This window comes from Pseudonocardia sp. (assembly GCF_050250275.1).
In the GTDB taxonomy this organism is placed as follows: Bacteria; Actinomycetota; Actinomycetes; order Mycobacteriales; family Pseudonocardiaceae; genus Pseudonocardia.
This window is the reverse complement of sequence record NZ_JBFWOY010000017.1, coordinates 96,627-117,382: the sequence shown is the minus strand read 5'-3', so window position 1 is coordinate 117,382 and position 20,756 is coordinate 96,627. Positions and strand designations below refer to the sequence as shown.

The following is a 20,756-nucleotide window of genomic DNA, read 5'->3' as shown; positions in this document are numbered from 1 at the left end:
CTGGTGTCAGCAACACCGAGGTCCGCACCGGACCCGAGCCAGGGAGATCGAAATGCGCAGGAGCATCGCCACCAAGTCCGCCGCCGTCGTCCTCGGCGCCGTCGTCCTCGGCGCCATCGGCAGTGGGGTCGCCTTCGCCGACACCCCGGCGACCGGTGCGCAGGGCCCCGCCGCGGTCAGCAGCGCCGTCGCGGGCACCAGCACCCCGAGCACCGGCCCGATGACCGACCTCACCCCCGTCACCAAGGCCCACAAGGCCGACCCCGCCGCCTTCGACCACCAGATCGGGATCCGCAACCTCACCAGCGGTCAGTTCGGCCAGCTGCTCAAGGTCACCTCCTACGACGGCGGTGACATGACCGTCCAGCCGCCGGTCGGCACGATCATCGGGGAGGGCCAGACGGTCACCTTCGGCACGCAGTGGGACGCGTTCAAGACCAACACCACCGGTGTGTGGCTGCAGGTCCTCAACCACGACGGCACCCCGACGGCCACGCCGTACTTCATCCACTACACCCAGTCCGTGGACGCCGTCGACAACCTCACCGTCGGTGGCTCCTACTCCCAGGGCGTGGTCGTCGCGATCGACCCCAACACCCTCGACCTCACGTTCGCGGGTGCCGCCTGATCGACCCGAGCCGGACATCGCCGGGCCCCCGCCGCCTCCCGCGGCCGGGGCCCGATGTCGTTGCGGCCGCCGTCGCGAACCACCCCGCCCGGGAGCGCGGCCGTCGACGTCCTGCGCCGGGTGTCGTGGTCGGCTCCGGGGGAACGTCCCGCCCGAGCAGCCGAGCACGGCGACACGGGCGCGCGGAGTTCCCGCGACCGGACGATCAGAGGCCGACGACCCGGCTGCCCAGCCGGGTCGGCAGCAGCGCACGCAGTTGCGCCGCCTCCGCCGGCCGGACCGCGACGTAGACGTCGTCGCGGGTGCGCAGCAGCCGTTCGGCGACCCCGGCCCACGCCTCGGGCGAGCGACCGCGCAGCCGGACGTCGCCGGCCAGCGCATTGCCCTCGAGCGTCCAGCTGTCGGTCAGCGCGAAGAACCACTGGGCGGCCATCGTCGGGTCGACCGGGTAGCCGTCGGTGACGTCGAGGAACACCAGGACGCCGGGGACGTCGGGCACCCCTGCCGCCACGTACGTCGTGAGGTCGGCCGTGCTGGGCGGGCTCGCGATGAGCCGGTACTCCAGCTCGCGGCTGACGAGGCCGGCGGGTGCCGCCGTGTCGAGGCCGGCGGTGGGCCCCTGCGGGATCGTCGCGAAGGTCCAGCCGAACATCTGCGTGGCCGAGGCGGCGACGGCGAGTGAGAGGACGGCGGCGGGGGCGACCAGCCAGCGACGGCGGGTGACGCGTCGCCCGAAGTGGGCCAGCGGCACCGCGACCACGCACAGCAGGACGATCTCGACGGCCGTCATGAACTTGTATCCGTAGTAGGTGACGGCGCCGCTCGCGGCGAGCTGCATGAGGATCAGGACGACGCTGCAGACGACGCCCGCGACCGGCACCGCGACGAGCGCGACCAGCCGTGGTCGTTCGGGCCGCCACGTCGCCCAGCGTGCAACGATCGGAACGGCGATCGACGCGGCGGCGGCCCCGATCGTGAGCCCGTAGTCGGGTTCGCTCGCCCCGCCCGCGAGGACGAGGGGGTTCTCCGCGGCGACCGCGGAGAGGACGACGACGGTCCGCACCAGGCAGGCGGCGGCCGCGGCGAGGACGAGCAGGGAGAGCAGCAGCGGCACCGGCCGGCTGCGGAACCGGCCGCGCCGCAACGGGAGCAGCACCGCCAGGGCGGCGGGTGCGGCGAGCACGCCGAGAAGGGCCCAGCCCTGGGCGACGCCGACGACCGCACCGGTGAGTGCGAGGAGGTGAAGGGGGGTGAAGACGCGGGCCATCGGGACCGCGACGAGGATGACGGCGACGACCATCGCGCAGGCGAGCACGAAGTTGCCGAACCCGTCGTAGAAGGCGAGCGCGCCGGGCCCGAGCAGGAACACGGCGGCGACGAGCGTGGCGAGCGGCAGCGCGACCAGCGACCTGCGCCGCAGGACCGGGAGGGCGCAGAGACCGGCGACGAGCAGCGCGGTCGCGGCGATGATCAGGAGCGCGACTCCGCGGGTGTAGCTGAGCAGCTCCCCGCCGACGGAGGCGACCTGCGGCCCGTCGACGATCTCGACGATCGCGGCCACGAGCGTGTGGAAGCCCTGCGGGTAGCTCGCGAACTGCCACGTGCCACCGCCGGCGGGCGGGGGCAGCGCGTCGACCGTGACCCCGGTCGTGCGGATCATGTGGAACATGCTGAAGTGCGCGGAGTTGTCCCAGCTCAGCATCAGCATGCCGAGCGACTGCGTCGGCGTCTTGATCTGCAGCCAGGGCGCGAGGACGACGCAGCCGAGGCCGGCGGCGAGCGCCGGGTAGGCGTCGACGACCCGGAACCGCGGCAGCAGCGCGCGGGCGCGCCTGTCGCTGCCCTCCCCGGCCGCGACCCACGCGGCGAGCAGCGCGGCCGTCGCGGCGAGCGCGACGGTCATCCGGCCGGGTCCGGCGGTCGGCAGGTCGATCCACCAGAGCACGGGCAGCCAGCCGACGAGCACGCAGCCGGTCAGCAGGACCCGCCGGGAGAACTCCCGCGACGTCGGGACCAGCAGGAGGAGCACCATCGTCACGAGGAGGCCGGGGCCGCCGTTCAGCAGCCCGGTGACCCGGCCGAGGAGCACCACTCCGCCCGCGGCGAGGCCGACGGACGCGGCGCGGACCCAGCGACGCCGCCGCGACCGGTTCCGCTCCGGCAGTGCGACGCCAGGCCCGACGGCTGCGCCCGCCCCGGTTACCGTCGCCACGCCGGGAACTCCATCCGATCAGGACCGACGAGGCCCCCACCCGGACCTCGACGCCATGCTATTGGCGCCGTGGGCCGCGGGCGTGAAAATGACGGCAGCGTGTCACCAGCCGTCGACGTGGAGAACCTTCTCCAGCGGCTGGCGGGGCGCCGGCTTGAAGTCCGTGCCCTTCGTCCAGGCGACGGGGAGCAGGACGCCCTGCCGGACCCGTTCGGGGATGCCCAGCAGCTCGGCGACCTCCTTCTCGTAGGCCAGGTGCAGTGTCGTCCAGGCGCTGCCGAGGCCGCGGGCGCGCAGGGCGAGCTGCAGGCTCCAGGCCGCGGGCAGCAGCGACCCCCAGGTGCCGGCCTGGTTGTCCTGGCTCAGCGGGACGGATGAGTAGATCGCGCCGATGACGAGCACGGGCGCCTCGGCCATGTGCTCGGCGAGGTACTCGGCGCTGCCCGCGACCCGCGTCTGGACGGCTTGCCGGGCGTCGTCGTGCTTCGGGTCGAACCCGCCGTAGCCGGGCGAGTTCCGGTAGGCGTCGAACGAGCGCGCGTAGAGCTCCGACACCTTCCGCCGCAGGTCGGGGTCGGTGAGGACGATCCAGTGCCAGTCCTGACGGTTACTGCCCGAAGGCGCCTGCAGGGCGACCTCCAGGCATTCCTTGACGATCTCCAGCGGTACCGGCCGTTCGAGATCGAGACGCTTGCGCACGGAGCGGGTCGTGGTGAGGAGCTGGTCGGGGTCGAGCGGGAGCAGTTCCGTCATGCCCCGATCATCGCCCCACGAGCGCCAGGACGAACACCGAGGACTCCCCGGTGCCGGGTGGCAGGTACAGTCGCCCGGCCGCGTACTGCATTGCCGCGGACACCGTCCGCAGGTCCAGACCGGCGGGGACGCGGCCGTAGGGCGGGCGGGTGAGACCGTCGCTGCCCGCGTGCACGACGCGGAGCCCACCCTCGCCGAGCAGCTCCGTCCAGCGTGCGTGGTCACGACATGTGGGGGTCTGCTCGTGCCGGCGCAGGCAGGCGCCGCGGCCGCCGGCGTCGGGCGCCTGGAGCAGGACGCGGCCGTCACCACGCAGGACGCGCCGCCACAGGGCGATCGCGTCGAGGACGGCGCGGTCGTCGAGGGCGCCGGTGTCGTCGACGGCGACGACGCCGCGGAACCCGTCGTCGGCGAGGTCGGCGGGGTCGGTGACGACGGGGCAGCCGGGGGCCTCCGCGCGGGCGAGGCGGGCCACGGCGTCGTCGGGGGTGAAGCCGGTCGCCGCCCCGTGCTGCGCGAGCCGGCGCAGGCGCTGCCCGCCTGCGCACCGGAAGTCGAGGTACGGCCCGGCGCCGAGGTAGCGGCGCACGAGCTTGAGGTGCCAGGCCAGTTCGGGGTCGTCGGACTGGATGGGCAGATCGGGGGTGGGGGCGTCGTCGGTCATGGTTACGCCCATCATCCCCGGGGGTGGGCCCGGCGCGGAACCGTCCTCAGGACAGGGCGGCGCGGGGGTCGCGGCGGGCGTGGCGGGCCGCGGCGGAGGGCACGAGCGCCGGGCGGGCGACGGTGCCGGCGGCGTGCCGGGGCGTGCGCTGCCGCGGCGGGCCGTAGGAGACGGTCCGGGCGACGGGGACGGCGCCGAGCAGCGGCCCGCGGCCGCGCGCCGGACCGCTGCTCGTCGGCCGTACCCGTGCTGTCGTGCGGCCCGCCTTCCCGGCGGGGACCTCGTGCAGGAACGACGGCATGTGGGCGCGCATGATGCGGCTTCCGGGCGCCTCGACGAACCGGTGGAGCAGGGCGGCGGCGGGGAACGTCGCGAGCAGGACGAGCCCGCCGATGACGTGTGCGGCGACGGTCGGCCCGGTGAGCACCGGGATGTGGGCCATGGCCAGCCAGTAGACCTCGAAGATCGGGATGTGGACGAGGTAGAGGCTGTAGGAGGCGCGGCCGCCGTAGCAGAACGCGCGCGTCGACAGCAGCCGGGCGAGGCCGCCGTCGGCGATCGAGAGGGCCCCGACGAGCACCGGGAACAGCACGATGACGGCGCCGCCGCGGCCCTCGCCGGCGAGCTCGCCGACGCACAACCCGACGACGACGAGCACCGCGGTCGTGTCGGCGACCCGGGAGGCGACCCGGCGGCTGCGGGCGGTCACGCGCAGGCGGCGGACCACGAGGAACACCAGGACGCCGGCGCCGAACCCGCCGAGGATGCGGACGAGCCAGCTCCACGGGAAGTAGGGGCTGCCGGTGACGACGTAGGCCGCCGCGATGGGCGTCATCAGCAGCAGCGCGCCCAGTGCGAGCAGCGGGCGCGGCAGCCGCCGCATCCGGTACAGCACCACCGCGGCGACGGGGAAGAGCAGGTAGGCGAGCCACTCGGCGCTGATCGACCAGGTGGGGCCGACCCAGGACGCGCCGTCGAAGTACGGCTTGTCCCACAGCTGGACGAGCAGCAGCTGGCGGACGAAGGCGCCGACGGTCACGTCGGGCTGCTCGGCCTGGAACACGACGGGGCCGCCCCCGCCGACGACGTGGCGCGCGACGACCCACGCGCCGAACAGGACGAGCACGACGACGTAGGCCGGCCACAGCCGCGCGGTGCGGGCCCAGACGAAGCGGCCGGCGGCGCGGGCGCGCAGTCGCGGGCCGAGGACGTCGAGGTAGGTGTAGGCGATCACGAACCCGCTGAGCACGAAGAACATGTCGACGCCGAGTGCACCGGCAGTCAGGACCGGTCCGGTCGCGGCCACGACGTCGGCGACGCCGCCGAGCGCGGTGAAGTGGAAGTGGAAGACGACGACCCAGACCGCTGCGACGATCCGCAGTCCGGTGAGCGCCCGCACCTCGGGCTGTCGGGTGGCGCGCGGCGCGGTGGTCGTCACATCGGACTGAACGAGCAACGGGATTGCCCGTAACGGGCGTCCCTCGACAGCGCCCGAACAGCCCAACCGACTACTCACTGTCGGTGAGCATCGCGGGCGTAACCCGGGCGATCGTCACAGATCGTCACTCCTTCCTCGCGATGCACACGGAAAGTGATCGACGGGGGCACCGGCCGCGTCACCCGGGCCCCGTCCCCGTCGGCGCTAGCCTGACCTCGTGCTCTCGCCGGCCCACGCCCCCGAGGCCGGCGCGACCACATCGGACCCGGGAACGCCCGGACGGCCCCGCCGGACCGGCCCCGCGCACTGGGCACTGGCCCTCGGTCTGCTCACCGTGCTGTGCGCCGTCGCGTTCCCCCTCGCCCCCGTCACCCAGTCACAGGCCACGTACACATGGGACGTCGCCGACGGCCCCGCCGCCATCCCGCTCATGCCGTACCAGCCGACGTCGCTGCAGGCCACGGTCGGCTGCGCGGGCGTCCGCTCCGCCGCACCCGGCACCACACTGCTGCGGACGGTCCCGGCCCGCACCGGGCCCGGCGCCGAACCGCTCGCCGGCCTCGAACTGACGGCCGGACCCGGCCTGACGGTGCGCTCGGCGGGGGCTGACGTCGGCACCGTCGACGTGCCCGCAGGCGACTGCACCGTCACGGTCACCTCCGACGTCAGCACGACCCAGGTCCTCGTCGACGACCGGCCGGTGCTGACCGCCGAGGGCGACCTGCGGCCCGCCGTGGCGGGCGCGTTCGCCGACGTCGACGCCGGGCAGTCGTTGAGCCTCGTGGCCGACACCAGGTGGGAGACGACGATCTCCCCGCTCAAGGCCGCGCTCGGCGTCGTCTGCCTGGCAGCGCTCGTCGGCGCCCTCGTCGCGCTCGCCCGCTGCGACCGCGCCGCGCGGCCCCGGGTGCGGCTCGTCGCGAGACCCCGCCGGCCACGCGTCGTCGACGCCGCGGTCACCGCGGCGCTGCTCGGCTGGTGGTGGGTCGGGCCCGTCACCGTCGACGACGGTTACATCGCCGGGATCGTCCGCGGCCGCGCGGCCGACGGGTTCATCGGCAACGGCTACCGCTGGCTCAACGCCCCCGAGGCCCCGTTCAGCTGGTTCTACGAGCTGTACGCGCCGTGGTCGGCGATCTCGGCGTCGACGCTGTGGCTGCGGCTGCCGTCGACGCTGCTCGGTGTCGGCTGCTGGCTGCTGCTGTCGCGGGCGGTGCTGCCCCGGCTGGGTGTCGCGTTCCGGCGGCGCGGCGTGCCATGGATCGCGGCCGCGGCGTTCGGGTCCTGGTGGCTGCCGTTCAACCTGGGGATGCGTCCGGAGCCGTGGGTCGCCGTCGGCACACTGGCCGTGCTCGTGGCGGTCGAGCGCGCGGTCGCCCGGCGCGCCGTGCTGCCGTTGGCGGTCGCGCTGCTCCTCGCGGGCGCGACGACGGCCGTCACCCCGGGCGGGCTGGTCGCGTTCGCACCGGTCCTCGCCGCGGTCCTGCCGCTGGTCCGGCTGCTGCGCGCCCGTCGGGACCTGCACGTCCTGCCGCTGGTCGCCGCCCTGCTCGGGGCCGCCGCCGCACCGGTGCTGCTGATGTTCTCCGACCAGAGCCTCGCCGCGGTCATGGAGTCGGTACGGGTCCGCCGCGAGATCGGCGGCGGGGTCGCCTGGACCCAGGAGTACGAGCGCTACGCGCTGCTGCTGGACCCCGACAACTTCCAGGGCGCCATCGGCAAACGCACCCCCGTCCTGCTGACGCTGCTCGCCGTGGCGGGCGCGGTGTGGTCGGTGGCCGGCCGTCAGCGGGCCGGGCTCGCGGCAGGTCCGGTGCGACGGCTCGTCGTGGCGTTCGTGCTCTGCCTGGTGTGCCTCACCGCCACGCCGACGAAGTGGACGCAGCAGTTCGGCGTCCTCGCCGGGCTCGGCGCCGCGGTGCTGACGGTCGCCGTCGTCGGGTGGACGACATCGGCGCTGCGGGTGCGCACGCGCGGCCGGTCGCTGCTGCCGGTGCTCGCCGGGACAGCGGCGCTGACCGCGGCGGGCTCGCTGATCCTCGCCGGCCGCGACCTGTGGCCCTACGTCTCCGGCTGGTACCCGACCGAGTGGGGGCTGCACCCGCCCGGCCTCGCAGGCCGGTCGATGTCGTCGTCGTGGCTGGTCATCGGAGTAGTGGCGATCGTTGTCGTCGGCGGGACCGCGGTGTGGCGGGCCACGTCCACGTCGGGGACGGCGCTCACCCGCGCCGACGCGCCCCGCCGCTTCCCCGCGCCCGGCCCGCTCGCGCTCGGGCTCGCCGTGGCGGTGCTGCTCGTGCAGGTCGCCGGCTTCGCGCGGTCCGCGGCCGAACATCGCGCGGCCTACACCCTCGCCGGCGACGCCGCCGCGACCCTCCGGGGCGACCCCTGCGGGCTGGCGTCGCACCTGCTCGTGGAGACCGACCCGGGCGTCGGCCAGCTCCCCACGGTCGGACCGCTCACCACGACAGCACCCACCGCGGCCGCCGACGTCGGGGGCCGGCTCGTACCCGGCATCGCCGTCGCCGGCTCCGGGGTCTCCCCCTGGTTCGCGCTCGACCCCGCCCAGCGCTCCGGCGACCTGCCCGTCGTCACCACCCTCGGGGGCATCCCCGGCGACGCCGCGCTCGTCGCCGAGTTCGCCGCCGGCCCCGGCCAACCCCCGCTCGCCCGCCAGGACGTCACCACCGACGCCGCCCGGCCCGCCGACGTCCGCCTCGTCGCCCCCGCAGGCGCCGCGGTCGTGCGGCTCGTCGTCGAGTCCGGCACCGGGCCGGCGGGCACCGAGATCGCGTCCCTGCCCCGCGTGCCGCGCCTGACGCCGATGACGACGCTGCTCCCCCGCGGGACCTCGGCCGTCCTCGACTGGCCGGTCGCCTTCACCTTCGGCTGCCTCGAACCCGCACCGCTGCGTGACGGGTCGGCCGGCCTCCCCGAGTGGCGCGTCGCCCCGCCCGCCACCGACCCGTCGGCCGGGATCACCTACTCCCCCACCTTCGGGGGCCCGTTCGCCGCGCCCCGGCTGCTGGTCGCCGAGGAGCGCCTCCCCGTCTACCTCGCCGACGAGCCCGTCGCCGAGCCCGTCCGCCTCTATCGATGGGTTGCGGCGCAGGACTTCACGACACTCGCACCGGCGGTCACCGACCGTGATGCCTGGGGATGGCATTCTGACGGGAGAGTTCGGACGGCGTCGGCCCGGACGACCGGTTGATCCCCGGCCTCGACGGCGTCCGCACGGCCGCGTGACACAGACGAGCAAAGGACGTTCGCCCGCATGCCAGCTTCCGCCGGCACCACCGAGATCCCGCGCACGGCAGCGACCGGCATGGACGCCGATCCCGCCGCCGACCCCTCGGCGTCCGACGAACCGGGGGCCGCTCGTCGGCTGTTGATCCAGCGCGGCCTCTTCGACGGCCCCTCCCCGCTCGTCCCCGAGGACCTGTACTCGGTCGTCGAGCGCGGCAACGCCCGCCGTGAGCGCGGCCGGGTCGTGCTCACCCCCGACAGCCTGCTGACCACCAACGCCTACTTCGGGCGCGTCCACGCCACCTACTGGCAGCGCTGGACCGACGTCACCGAGCTGCAGGTCTCGGTCGTCGTCAGCGGGTCCGGGCGCATCCGCGTCATGGCGTCGGACACCAACCGCATCCCGCGCATCGCTGCCGCCCAGGACGTCACCGAGGCCCGGGCCGTCACGCTGCGCTTCGACGTGAAACTCGACCGCTTCATGGACGGCGGCGGCCTGTGGCTCGAGTTCAGCACCGGTGCCGACGAGCTCACGGTCTCCGACGTCCGCTGGTCGGTGGCCGAGGTGGCGGCGCCGCGGCCCGCGTCGATGGTCATCTGCACGTTCAACCGCGTCGACGACTGCCTGAACACCCTCGAGGCGCTCGCCGACGACCCCGAGGCGCTCGCCGCGATCCGCACGGTCTACGTCGTCGACCAGGGCAGCGACCCGGTCGAGTCCCGGCCGCGGTTCGCCACGGTTGCGGCCCGCTTCGGCGACCAGCTCGGCTACATCCGCCAGCCCAACCTCGGTGGCGCGGGCGGCTTCACCCGCGGCCTTTTCGAGGTGGCCGGAAGCGGCGAGGCCGACGCCGACACCGTCTTCATGGACGACGACGTGCTGCTCGAGCCGGAGATCCTCATCCGGCTCACGGCATTCGCGAACCGCACCCGCAACCCGATGATCGTCGGCGGCCAGATGCTCAACCTGCTGCACCCCAGCAGGCTGCACATCAGCGCCGAGTACGCGGTGCCCGAGAAGCTGCTCGCCGGCCAGCCCGTCGAGGACGGCATGCACGACGCGATGCTGCTGGGCGTCGACGAGGAGGGCCTGCCGCACGTCGTCGAGCGTCGCGTCGACACCGAGTACAACGGCTGGTGGTCCTGCCTGATCCCGGCCGAGGTGGTCCGGCGGATCGGCTACCCGCTGCCCATGTTCTTCCAGTGGGACGACGTCGAGTACGGCTACCGCGGCCGCGCTCACGGCATCGCGACGGTCTCCCTCCCGGGCGCGGCGGTCTGGCACGCCGACTTCGGGTGGAAGGACTGGGACGAATGGCACCGGTACTTCAACATCCGCAACGCCCTGGTCACGGCCGCGCTGCACACCGATTTCTCGACGCGCACCGTCGGCGGCAAGCTCGCCGGGATGCTGGGCCAGTACCTCGTCGGGATGCAGTACGGCCTGGCCGCGACGCTGCTGCAGGCCGTCGAGGACTTCCTGCGCGGCCCGGAGATCATGGCCGACGGGTCGGCCGCGGCCGCCGCCGAGATCCGCCGCATCCGCGCGGAGTACCCCGAGACCAGGATGCACCAGGTCGGTGAGATCGAGCACGACTTCCGGGAGCTGACGGTCGTGCGTCCCGCCGGCCCACCCGGGCTGCCCCGGGCGACCTGGCTCAAGCGTGCCGCCGGCCTGGCGCTCGATCGGGCGAAGGGCCGCACGGGTTACGTCACCGCGGGCGACGCCCACTGGTGGCACACGTCGACGTTCGCGAAGGCCTACGTCACCGACATGTCCGAGGGCGGCGTACGCGTCCGCACCCGCGACCGGGCGCTGGCCGGGGAGCTCGCGAAGCGGGGGGCGCGCACGCTGCGCCGCCTGCAGAAGGAGGCGCCGTCGGTGGTCGAGAGCTACCGGTCGGCGATGCCGGAGCTGACGAGCCGGGCGAACTGGGCCCGGCTCTACGGGCTCGACGAGAACGCCTGACACGCACGAGGCCCCGCACCCGGGAAGGTGCGGGGCGTCGTCGTGTGTCAGTCCTCGAAGATCTGCTTCCAGCCCTCTCGGCTGGTCAGCGTCGGCTGCGCGTCCCGGTAGCGACGCTGCAGCTCCGGCCACCGCTTGCCGATCTCCCGCAGCTGCTGCCCCGACTTCTTGAGCTGGGCCGCGAACAGCGCACGGTCACGCCGGCGGAAGGTGACGCCGCGGCCGTCGGGCGTCGACACGGTCGCCGAGTCGAGGTGCGCGAGCACGTACCAGTGCGCCTTGCGCGACGGCACGTTGCGCTGCGGCACGTCGTGGTGCGCGGGGTTGGGCGGACGCAGGTTGGCGACGACGGCCCGGCCCAGCATCTTCACGGCCGTCTTCGCGTTGCGCGGGGCGTCGGGGAACATCTGCGCGGCGAGCTCGTCGAGCTCCGACAGCGGCACCTGCGTCGCGGAGTCGAGCGGGCGGCCGTCGTCGAACTCCGCCCGCTTGGCGCGGATCTCGGGCAGCACCGTCGGCAGCTTCGGGAACAGCGCCTCCGGACCGGCCAGGAAGTCGCGCAACGCCATGTCCTGCAACGCCATCGCCGAGTACTCCATGAGCAGGAGATGGCGCAGGCTGCGCTTGAACGTGTCGATCAGGATGCCGCGCGGGTTGACCGGGCCGTGCAGCGCCGCCGCGACGAACCGGTTGCGGTAGTGGAAGTACGCCTGCCAGTCGCTGGTGTCGTCCTTCTCCAGGAACGACATGTGCCAGATCGCGATGCCCGGCACCGTCGCGGTGCGGTAGCCCTTCGAGCGGGCGCGCAGGCCGTACTCGGCGTCGTCCCACTTGATGAACAGCGGCAGCGGCAGACCCAGGTCCTCCGCGACCGCGCGCGGGATCAGGCACATCCACCACGCGTTGTAGTCGACGTCGGTGCGTGAGTGCAGCCACGGCGTGTTCCGCAGCGGTCGGTCGGCGAGGTCGTGGTGCGGCTCGGTGCCGGGCGCGTTGCGCCACAGGAAAGCGTTGCGGTCGACGACCTCGCCCATGGTCGACAGCTGCGACCGTGACTGCAGCGACAGCATCTGCCCGCCGACGAGCATCGGGGACCGCGCGAAACGGGAGAACGCGACGGCACGCAGCACCGAGTCGGGCTCGAGCAGGATGTCGTCGTCCATGAAGAGGATCTGCTCGCAGTCGGTCGACCCGAGCGCCTCGTACATGACGCGCGCGTAGCCGCCGGATCCGCCGAGGTTGGGCTGGTCGATGATCCGCAGCCGGTCGCCGAGGCGCGCCGCGGCGGCGGCGAAGCCGTCGGCGTCGCGGACCTTCTGCGTGCCCTGGTCGGGCAGGATCACAGCCGTGACCTCGGCGAGCACCGCCGGGTCCTCGCCGATCGCGGTCAGGGTGGCGACGCAGTCGGCGGGCCGGTTGAACGTCGGCATCCCGATGGTGACGGCGGCGCGGCCCGGTGCGGGGCGGTCGGCGAACCAGCCGCCCTCGACCAGGGTGAGCTCGGCGTCGTCGGTGACCAGGTCGAACCAGTACCAGCCGCCGTCCTCGAACGGCCGTAGGTCGAGCGCCAGGTCGACGTCGCGACGCCCCTCGACCACTTCGCCGCCGACGTAGATCTGGGTGCCGTCGGCCTTCGTCCGGTACACCTCGACGCGGCCCGCGCCCTCCAGCGTCAGCCGCAGGTGCACCTCGGTGAGGACCGACCAGCGACGCCAGTAGCCGGCCGCGAACGCGTTGAAGTACGCGCCGAAGGACACCTCGGACCGCGCGGGCACCGACGCCGACGTCCGCGACAGCACCCGCAGCCGCCGACGTCCGCGCTGACCGAGGGTGAGCGTCACCGGCTGCGAGGTGTCGCCCGGCTCCGGCTCCTCGGTGGCGACCTTGCTCCCCGAACCCTCGTCGACGTAGAGCGCGCGGACCCGTGTCGGGTCGGCCACCCGCGGCAGGATCACCCTCTGGAGCAGGCCGGGCGCGCTGTCGGCGGCCTCGTCGGAGACGGGGCGCGTGGTCGGGTCGGTGGCGAGCTCGGTCATCAGGGGTGAGCCTCGGTCCTCTGCTGCTCGACGTCGGGCGTGCGCGTCCGCCGGTTGCGGTCGCGACACCGAGGGTAGCGACGGACCCCGCTCACCCCTGGCCGGGGCGCGCGGTCGGCGTCACGCCGCCGACGTCTCGCCCTGGACGATCCGGTCCCCGCACGACGCGAGGGGAGTCGCACGCTGCCCCGCGTCGGCCGCGTCGGCCTGCACCGCCCACTCCCGCAACTGCGTCATCGTCGCGTCGTCGGGCACCAGCTCGCGCCGCACCCAGTTCCCGCCGCCGTTGGGCGAGGGCCCGATGAGCAGGTAGTCGGCCTGGAACCGCGGGTCGGCGTCGAACGCCATCTGGGTCCGGAACTCGCCGTGCGCGCGGAAGAACGTCGGCTTCACATCGTCGAGGACGTAGTCGCGCACAGCCGCCCAGTCCTTGTCGGCCCAGAACACCGCGATCGTCGGCTCGGCCAGCCCCGCGCCGTCGACGAGCAGCGACCGGCCCGCGAGCGCGCCCCCACCGATCTCGGGCGCGAAGAACGTCGCCCGCTGCAGACCGAGGATGTCGGCGTAGCCGTTGAACTCCCAGCCGGTGTTCACGACGATCAGGCACATCGGCGCGGTCGGGGCGGCCCGGAACGTCTGCGCCGACCCGACCCAGCCCGCCCCCGAGAGCACCGCCGCGACGACGGCGACGAGCGCGACCGTCAGCCGTCCCCGCATCCGCAGCCCACCGAGCACGTCGACGGCCGCCAGCGCCACGACGAACGCGCCCAGCGCCCAGACGGGCGTCGCGAACCGGTACTGCTCCATCCAGTCCGGCACGAGCACCCCGAACGCGACGACCCCGAGCCCCAGCGGCACCAGCAGCGCCGCGAGCGCCGTCCGCAGCGGGGCCGGGCGCATCAGGGCGGCGCCGACCAGCACCGCACCGACCAGCACCCCCAGCCAGCCCGCGTACGCGACCAGTTCGGCGACCTTGCCGAACCCCGCGACCGTGGGCAGGCCCTGCGACTTCGCGACGGCCGTCGTCGGCAGCAGCTGGTGGAACGTCGACCAGCGCCACAGTAGGTACAGCCCGAACGGGACGGCGAACGCGGCGACCGACAACAGCGCTGTCGCGAACGAGCGCCAGAACCCGCCGCGGCGCAGCAGCAGGAGCGCGACCAGCGGGAACGCCCCCGCGTAGATCATCCCTTCCGGCCTGGTCAGTGCCGCGAGCGCGGCGAGCAGCCCGCACGCGACCGCGGTGCCGACCGACGCGATCCGATCCCGCGCCGACGCCCTGACCAGCAGCGCTCCGATCCAGGCGACCGCGAGGGCGAGCAGTGCGTTCTCCAGCCCGGACACGCACCAGATGACGAACGACGGGATCGCCGACGCGATCGCACCCGCCAGGATCGTGACGACGACCGGGCGGCGCGACACCGCCGACGCAGCGGCGTAGAAGGCTGCGAACACGCCGGCGACGCACAGCAGCGCGAGCATCTTCGGGTATGCGACGTAGTCGGGGATGCCGAACCAGGCGCCGTGGTCGAACAGCCCCAGCCAGTGCCCGACGACGAGCAGTCCCAGCCACGCCGGGTTCGACCAGCCCTCGACGGGAGGCAGCCCCGCCTGCAGCACCGGACCCGCGCCGGTCGCGACCGAACGGGCATAGGCGAACGTGATGCCGGCGTCGTCGACCTCCCACTGCCCGTAGGTGAGGGCGTGCAGGCCGAACAGGACCGTCGGGACCAGGACGGCGAGCAGGCCCCACAGCCGGTGGCGACCGCGGCGGGGCGGGTCCGCCTCGGGTTCCGGGGTGTCGAGCGGCCGAGCGACGACCTCGGCGGTGTCCGTCATGCGCGGAAGTCTGGCAGGTGCGGGGACGCCGACGCGGGACCCCCGCGCGGGGTTCCGGCACTCCGGCAGCAGCGCGGTTGCGGCCGGGACGTCGCGCGCAACCTCACGGTCGTCCGGCGGCGCTCCGGGAGCGGTGAGGTTGCGGCCGGACTTCTGCGCGCAACCTCACTGCTGTGCCGAAGCCCCCCGCCGACATCGAGGTTGCGGGTCAGTCCTCGGACTCCGTGCCGGACAGGGGCCTGCCGTCGACCAGGAACGGGCGCAGCCGGTTGTCGAACATCGTCAGTGCCGAACCGATCGCCATGTGCATGTCGAGGTACTTGTAGGTGCCGAGGCGACCGCCGAAGAGCACGTTGTGCTCGGCGGTCTCCTTGCGCGCCCGCTCCCGGTAGCGCTCGAGCTTCGCCCGGTCGTCGGGGGTGTTGATCGGGTAATAGGGCTCGTCGCCCTCCTCCGCGAACCGCGAGAACTCCCGGACGATGACGGTCTTGTCGGTCGGGTAGTCGCGCTCCGGGTGGAAGTGCCGGAACTCGTGGATGCGCGTGAACGGGACCTCGGCGTCGTTGTAGTTCATGACCGACGTGCCCTGGAAGTCGCCCGTGTCGTGCAGGACCTCCTGCTCGAAGTCCAGCGTCCGCCAGCCCAGGTCGCCCTCGACGGAGTCGAAGTAGCGGTCGATCGGGCCGGTGTAGACGATCGGTACGCCGGCCGGCAGCTCGTCGCGGACCTCGAAGAAGTCGGTGTCGAGACGGACCGTGATGTTCGGGTGGTCGGCCATCTTCTCGAGCCACGCGGTGTAACCGTCGACGGGCAGGCCCTCGTAGGTGTCGTTGAAGTAGCGGTTCTCGAACGTGTACCGCACCGGGAGCCGCGTGATGATCGACGCCGAGAGCTCCGTCGGGTCGGTCTGCCACTGCTTCGCGGTGTAGCCCTTGACGAACGCCTCGTAGAGCGGGCGCCCGATCAGCGAGATCGCCTTGTCCTCGAGGTTCGCGACCTCGTCGGATGCGACCTCCGACGACTGCTCCTTGATCAACGCGCGTGCCTCGTCGGGCGTGTGGGACTTGCCGAAGAACTGGTTGATCAGCGCCAGGTTCAGCGGGAACGCGTAGACCTGCCCCTGGTACTTCGCGAAGACGCGATGCCGGTACCCGGTGAAGTCGGTGAACCGGTTGACGTAGTCCCACACCCGCTTGTTCGACGTGTGGAACAGGTGGGCGCCGTAGCGGTGGATCTCGATCCCCGTCTCCGGCTCCGCCTCCGAGTAGGCGTTGCCGCCGATGTGGGAACGCCGCTCGAGCACCAGGACCTTCTTGTCCAGCTCGGCGGCCGCTCGCTCGGCGATGGTCAGCCCGAAGAATCCGGAACCGACGACGACCAGATCGAACCCCGTGTCATCCACGGCCACCGAGGGTAGCGGCGCAGACCGCACACACCCGGTCCGGGTGTGGTGACGCCGCCGTCCAGGGCGGCGCCGCGGCCTCCCGGGGCGACCTGGCTAGCATGCGGCAGCAGGATGCACCACCCCCCGACGCGAAGAAGAGGCTCGTGATCATCCCGCAGTTCGGTGTGGCCGACAGCGTGGTCGTGATCGCGTACGTGGCGGCGTTGCTGCTGCCCGGCGGACTCCTCGGGTTCGTCGGCGGCCTCCGCGGCTGGACGCTGGTCGCGTCGGCTCCGTTGGCCACCTACGCCGTGTCCGGCATCGCGGGTCCCCTGTACGCGGCGATGGGAATCCGCTGGTCGACGGTGTCGTGGGCGCTCACGTTCGTCGTCGTCATCGTCGTCGTGGCCGGAGTCCGGCTGCTGGTCCGCCGGCTGCGCGGGGCACCCGAACCTCGTCCGGAGATCCCGCCGTGGAGTCTGGCGGCGCAGCTCGCCGTGGTCGCCGCCGTGGTCGTCGCCGTCGGGACGGGCCTCGTGGTCATCCTGGGCGGTATCCGGACGCTCGGGGCGATCCCGCAGGACTGGGACGCGGTTTTCCACGCGAACGGCATCCGCTACATCTCCGAGACCGGCGACGGCTCGCTGTACGGGATGGGGCTCACCAACTGGTACGAGCCGGGCGCCCCGCCGATCTTCTACCCGAACGCGTACCACCTGCTCGCAACCGTCGTCCACGAGATGACCGGCGCGACGATCCCGGCAGTCCTCAACGCCCACACCGTGCTGATCCCCGGCATGATCGGGCTGTCGCTGGTGGCGCTGGTGCGCCGCTTCGGGGGCCGCCCGATCGTCGCCGCCGCGGCCGCGCTCGCGGTCGTCGCGGTGTCGTCCGTGTACGACCTGCTGTGGCGCGGGCCGTTGCTGCCCTTCGCCACCGGCGTCGCCCTCACCCCGGTGCTGGTCGTGCTGGTCGTCGACATGCTCGACGCCCGGACGCTGCGCTCGGCCGTCCGCCCGGCGCTGCTCTTCGCGCTCGGCATGGCGGGCCTGCTGTGCCTGCATCCCGCGATCCTCATCGGGGCCGTCCTGTTCACGGTGCCCGCGCTGCTGCAGCGCTGGTGGAGCGCACCGGGCCGGGCGCCACGGGAGATCGGGCTGCTGCTGGTCGCGGGCGTCCTCGCCGCCCTCGGCTGCGCCGCGCAGCTCGCCGGCACGCTGAGCAGCGCCGGCAACCTCGCCGCGATCAGCTGGCCCGCCGACCTCACCGCCTCGACGGCCGTCGGCCAGATCCTGACGTTCGGCCACGGCAGCGACACCATCCAGCTGTGGTTGACCGCGTTCCTGGTGGTCGGGCTGCTCACGTACCGGCGGCTGGGGGCGCTGCGCTGGGTCGGGTTCACCGCCGCGATCTTCGGTGTCCTGTTCGTCGTCGCCGCATCGGTGAGCGCGCCGTGGGCGAAGACGATCACCAGCCTGTGGTGGAACGACCGCTGGCGGCTCATCGCGCTGACCGCGGTACCGCTGTGCATCGTCATCGGGCACGGCGTCGGTGAGCTGCAGCGGCTCGTCGTCACCGCGCTGTCCCGGGTCGCCGACGCGGCCCGGCACCGCCCCCCCGAGGCGCTGCCTTCGCAGAGCGCGACGACGCAGCGTGTGCTCGCCGTCGCGACCTCGGTCGTCGTGCTGGTGCTGTTCGTCGTCCTGACGAACGGCCTCTACGTGAGCCGCGACCAGGCCCGGATGATGCAGAACAGCGGCGAGGGACCCGCCGTGTCCGGGCTCGAGATCGCCGGCATGCAGGAGATCGCCCGGATCGTCCCGCCCGGCGAGCGTGTCCTCAACGACCGCGGCGACGGCTCGACGTGGCTGTACGCCCTCACGGGCGTCGAGTCGGTGGCCGGGCACTACGACGGGTTCCGCACCGGCCCGGACGCGATGCTGCTCGCGCAGAGCTTCAACCGCTACCCCGACGACCCGGCCGTCCGTGCCGCGGTGCAACAGCTCGGCATCCAGTACGTGCAGCTCGACGCAGGCTTCCTGCGCTCGGACGCGACGCGCGCTCCCGGCCTGACCGGGCTGGAGGACGCCGCCTGGCTCACCGTCGTGTACCGCAACCCCGACGTCGTGCTCTACCGGATCGACCCGCCCGGGGCCGAGCAGGAGACGTCGGCCGGATCGAGGGCAGGCGTCCCCGCTGGTCCGCTGCTCTCCGACGGCTCGGGCTGATCGGGCGTCACCGTGGGCGCAGGGGTGCTCACGCCGACGGCTAGCCTGGCGCGGTGACCAGCCGCGCCGAGTCGGGCAGCCGCGTCCGCCGCACCGGCGCGGCGGCGCAGGTCGCGGGCAGCCAGATCGGGCTGGCGCTGTCGAACTACCTGGTGCTGGTGATCGCGGCGCGCCACCTCGACACGGCGGGTTTCGCCGCGCTGACCTCCTACTACCTGCTGATCAACACCGTCGGTCGGGGCCTGTTCGCCGCCGTCGAACTGGAGGCGACGCGCGCGGTCGCCGACGCCGTGGCCCGCGGCCACGACACCGGGCCGGCCGTCCGCACGGCTCGCAACGACACGCTGCGGCTGCTCGTCGTCGCGCTCGTGCTCTCGGCGGTGGCGGGTCCGTTGCTGCTGGGCCAGGCGCTGGGCAGTTCCGCGCTCGCGATCGGGATGCTCGCCGCGGGTGCGGTGACGATGGCGGCGTCGTACCTGCTGCGGGGGCCGCTCGCGGGCCGCCGCCGGTACGGCCTGTACGCGGCGACGTTCTGGATCGAGGCCCTGGTCGGGCTGGCGGTGGCGGCGGTGTTCGTGGTCGTCGACGTACGCGGCATCGGATCGTGGGTGGCGATTCTCGCGCTGGCGCCGATCGTGTCGGCGCTGGTCCTCGCCCGCCCGGCCACCCGGGTCCCCGCGGCCCCCGAGGCGGTCCCCGGCGCGGCGGTCGCCGTGCCCGCGGCCGCCCGCGGTGGCGTCTTCTGGTCGGCCGCGCTGCTGCTCGCCGGCCAGGGCGTCTGGAACCTCGCCGCCGTGTTCGTGACGTCCCGGCTCGCCGACACCCCGGCCATCGCCGCCGGCTTCGTGACCGTCGCGGTCATCCTGCGCGCGCCCGTTCTGCTGTTCCCCGCCGTGCAGGCGATCCTGCTGCCGTCGTTCACCGCGATGCTCGGCGACGGCGACCACTCCGGGGTGCGCACGATCGTGCGCCGCCTCGGCCTCGTCCTCGCCGGCGGCGGGGTCGTGTGGCTGGTGCTGTCGGTGTTCGTCGTGCCCTGGGCGGCGCGGCTGCTGTTCGGGGCCACCGTCGTCCCGCCCGCGTGGGTGCTGCTGGTGCTCGCGGCATCGACGGTCGTCGGTGCCGCCGCCCAGATCGGCCAGACCCGGCTCGTCGCCGAACGCCGGCCCGCCGCGGTCGCGGTGGCCTGGATCGCCGGTCTCGCGCTGCTGGTCGTCGTGGCGTTCCTCGCCGCCCCGCCCGTCGCGGCGGCCGCGATCGGCCAGCTGGCGGCTGCCGTCGCCGTCTTCGTCCTGCTCGCCGTCGCCGCGCGACGGACCCCCGACCCCGGAGCCACCCCATGAGCCTGCCCTCGGTCGGAGTCGTCGTCCTCGCCTGGCGCGCCGAGCCCTACCTCGCCGAGTGCATCTCGTCGGTGCTCGCGTCGAACGACGTCGACGTCCGGATCGTGCTGGTGGACAACGGGTGCGAGCCCGACGACCTCGCCGCCGTCGCCCCGGACGACCGGGTCTCGCTGCTCACCCCCGGCGTGAACACCGGCTTCGCGGGCGGCTGCAACCTGGGTGTGGAGAAGCTCGACACCGACTTCGTGACGCTGGTGAACTCCGACTGTGTCCTGCGCCCCGACACCCTCGCCCTGCTCGTCGCCGAGGCGTCGCGGCCCGACGTCGGCCCGGTCATGGCCTCGATCCGGCTCGCCGAACCGGCCGGGCTGATCAACAGCGCCGGCAACCCGGTGCACCTCGTCGGCCTCTCGTGGGCGGGCGACATGAACCGCCCCGAGACACGCACCGAGCCGTTCGACGTCACCGGCGCCAGCGGCGCGTGCGTGATGCTGCGCCGCGACCTCTGGGACAGGCTGGGCGGCTTCGACGACGCCTACTTCGCCTATCTGGAGGACACCGAGCTGAGCCTGCGGTCGTGGCGGCTCGGCCTGCCTGCCCGCTGCGTCCCGCAGGCCGTGGCAACGCACTACTACGAGTTCTCCCGCAACAGTCACAAGATGCACCTGCTGGAACGCAACCGGCTGATGCTCGTCACGACGATGTGGAGCGGTCGCGCGCTGGTGGTCCTCGCGCCGCTGCTGCTCGTCACGGAGCTGCTGCTCACGGGCTACGCGTTCGCCTCGGGCTGGGGGAAGCAGAAGCTCACGGGCTGGGTGTGGCTGTGGCGCCACCGCGGGCACGTGGCGGCGCGTCGCCGGCAGCTGCAGGCCGAACGGGTTCGTCCCGACACCGAGTGGATGGGCCGGCTGACCCCGAACCTCGACCCGCAGGCGTTCGGGGCGGCGCCCGCGAAGGTCGCGAACGTGTTCTTCCGCGCCTACTGGGCGGTCGCGCGCCGGCTGGTCTGACCGCGC

13 protein-coding genes are annotated in these 20,756 nt (G+C 73.5%); 6 read left to right on the top strand and 7 right to left on the bottom strand.

Going from position 1 to position 20,756, the window contains the following annotated elements:
- The first annotated feature begins 52 nt into the window (after nucleotides 1-52).
- A complete protein-coding gene (locus AB7F12_RS16975; protein ID WP_428502001.1) occupies nucleotides 53-628 on the top strand; it encodes a hypothetical protein in 576 nt (191 codons plus the stop codon).
- Nucleotides 629-833: 205 nt separating this feature from the next.
- Here AB7F12_RS16975 and AB7F12_RS16970 read toward each other — a convergent pair whose 3' ends face one another.
- From AB7F12_RS16970 to AB7F12_RS16955, 4 genes are all read right to left on the bottom strand, one after another.
- Nucleotides 834-2,840, bottom strand: coding sequence for a hypothetical protein (locus tag AB7F12_RS16970; protein WP_428502002.1), 2,007 nt, complete (start codon nucleotides 2,838-2,840; stop codon nucleotides 834-836).
- Between the two features lie 102 nt (nucleotides 2,841-2,942).
- Nucleotides 2,943-3,593, bottom strand: coding sequence for a nitroreductase family protein (locus tag AB7F12_RS16965; RefSeq protein ID WP_428502003.1), 651 nt, complete (start codon nucleotides 3,591-3,593; stop codon nucleotides 2,943-2,945).
- 7 nt (nucleotides 3,594-3,600) lie between these two features.
- Complete coding sequence (locus AB7F12_RS16960; RefSeq protein WP_428502004.1) at nucleotides 3,601-4,257, bottom strand: hypothetical protein; 657 nt, start codon at nucleotides 4,255-4,257, stop codon at nucleotides 3,601-3,603.
- A 46-nt stretch (nucleotides 4,258-4,303) separates the two neighbouring features.
- Complete coding sequence (locus AB7F12_RS16955) at nucleotides 4,304-5,695, bottom strand: acyltransferase family protein (RefSeq protein ID WP_428502005.1); 1,392 nt, start codon at nucleotides 5,693-5,695, stop codon at nucleotides 4,304-4,306.
- Nucleotides 5,696-5,912: 217 nt separating this feature from the next.
- On the opposite strand from AB7F12_RS16955, the gene AB7F12_RS16950 reads away from it, so the two are divergent.
- Both AB7F12_RS16950 and AB7F12_RS16945 read left to right on the top strand, forming a co-directional pair.
- On the top strand, nucleotides 5,913-8,906 hold the full coding sequence (locus tag AB7F12_RS16950; protein WP_428502006.1) for an arabinosyltransferase domain-containing protein: 2,994 nt from the start codon (nucleotides 5,913-5,915) through the stop codon (nucleotides 8,904-8,906).
- A 63-nt stretch (nucleotides 8,907-8,969) separates the two neighbouring features.
- Nucleotides 8,970-10,910: a glycosyltransferase gene (locus tag AB7F12_RS16945; protein WP_428502007.1), complete on the top strand. Its 1,941-nt coding sequence runs from the start codon at nucleotides 8,970-8,972 to the stop codon at nucleotides 10,908-10,910.
- Nucleotides 10,911-10,957: 47 nt separating this feature from the next.
- Here the strand turns inward: AB7F12_RS16945 and AB7F12_RS16940 are convergent, their stop codons facing one another.
- From AB7F12_RS16940 to glf, 3 genes are all read right to left on the bottom strand, one after another.
- Nucleotides 10,958-12,946 carry a glycosyltransferase gene (locus AB7F12_RS16940; protein WP_428502008.1) on the bottom strand — a complete coding sequence of 663 codons (1,989 nt, stop codon included), beginning with the start codon at nucleotides 12,944-12,946 and terminating at the stop codon, nucleotides 10,958-10,960.
- 120 nt (nucleotides 12,947-13,066) lie between these two features.
- A complete protein-coding gene (locus tag AB7F12_RS16935; protein WP_428516629.1) occupies nucleotides 13,067-14,785 on the bottom strand; it encodes a hypothetical protein in 1,719 nt (572 codons plus the stop codon).
- 208 nt (nucleotides 14,786-14,993) lie between these two features.
- Complete coding sequence (gene glf, locus AB7F12_RS16930; RefSeq protein ID WP_428501046.1) at nucleotides 14,994-16,187, bottom strand: UDP-galactopyranose mutase; 1,194 nt, start codon at nucleotides 16,185-16,187, stop codon at nucleotides 14,994-14,996.
- Between the two features lie 146 nt (nucleotides 16,188-16,333).
- Between glf and AB7F12_RS16925 the strand changes: the two genes are divergently transcribed.
- The 3 genes from AB7F12_RS16925 to AB7F12_RS16915 are packed head-to-tail and all read left to right on the top strand — an operon-like array spanning nucleotide 16,334 to nucleotide 20,750.
- Nucleotides 16,334-18,397 (top strand): DUF6541 family protein, encoded by a 2,064-nt coding sequence (locus AB7F12_RS16925; protein ID WP_428501047.1) that lies wholly within the window; start codon nucleotides 16,334-16,336, stop codon nucleotides 18,395-18,397.
- Nucleotides 18,398-18,450: 53 nt separating this feature from the next.
- Nucleotides 18,451-19,740, top strand: a complete 1,290-nt coding sequence (locus tag AB7F12_RS16920) for a hypothetical protein (protein WP_428501048.1) — start codon at nucleotides 18,451-18,453, stop codon at nucleotides 19,738-19,740.
- Nucleotides 19,737-20,750, top strand: a complete 1,014-nt coding sequence (locus tag AB7F12_RS16915) for a glycosyltransferase family 2 protein (RefSeq protein ID WP_428501049.1) — start codon at nucleotides 19,737-19,739, stop codon at nucleotides 20,748-20,750. The genes AB7F12_RS16920 and AB7F12_RS16915 overlap by 4 nt, the downstream gene beginning before the upstream one ends.
- Nucleotides 20,751-20,756: the final 6 nt, after the last annotated feature.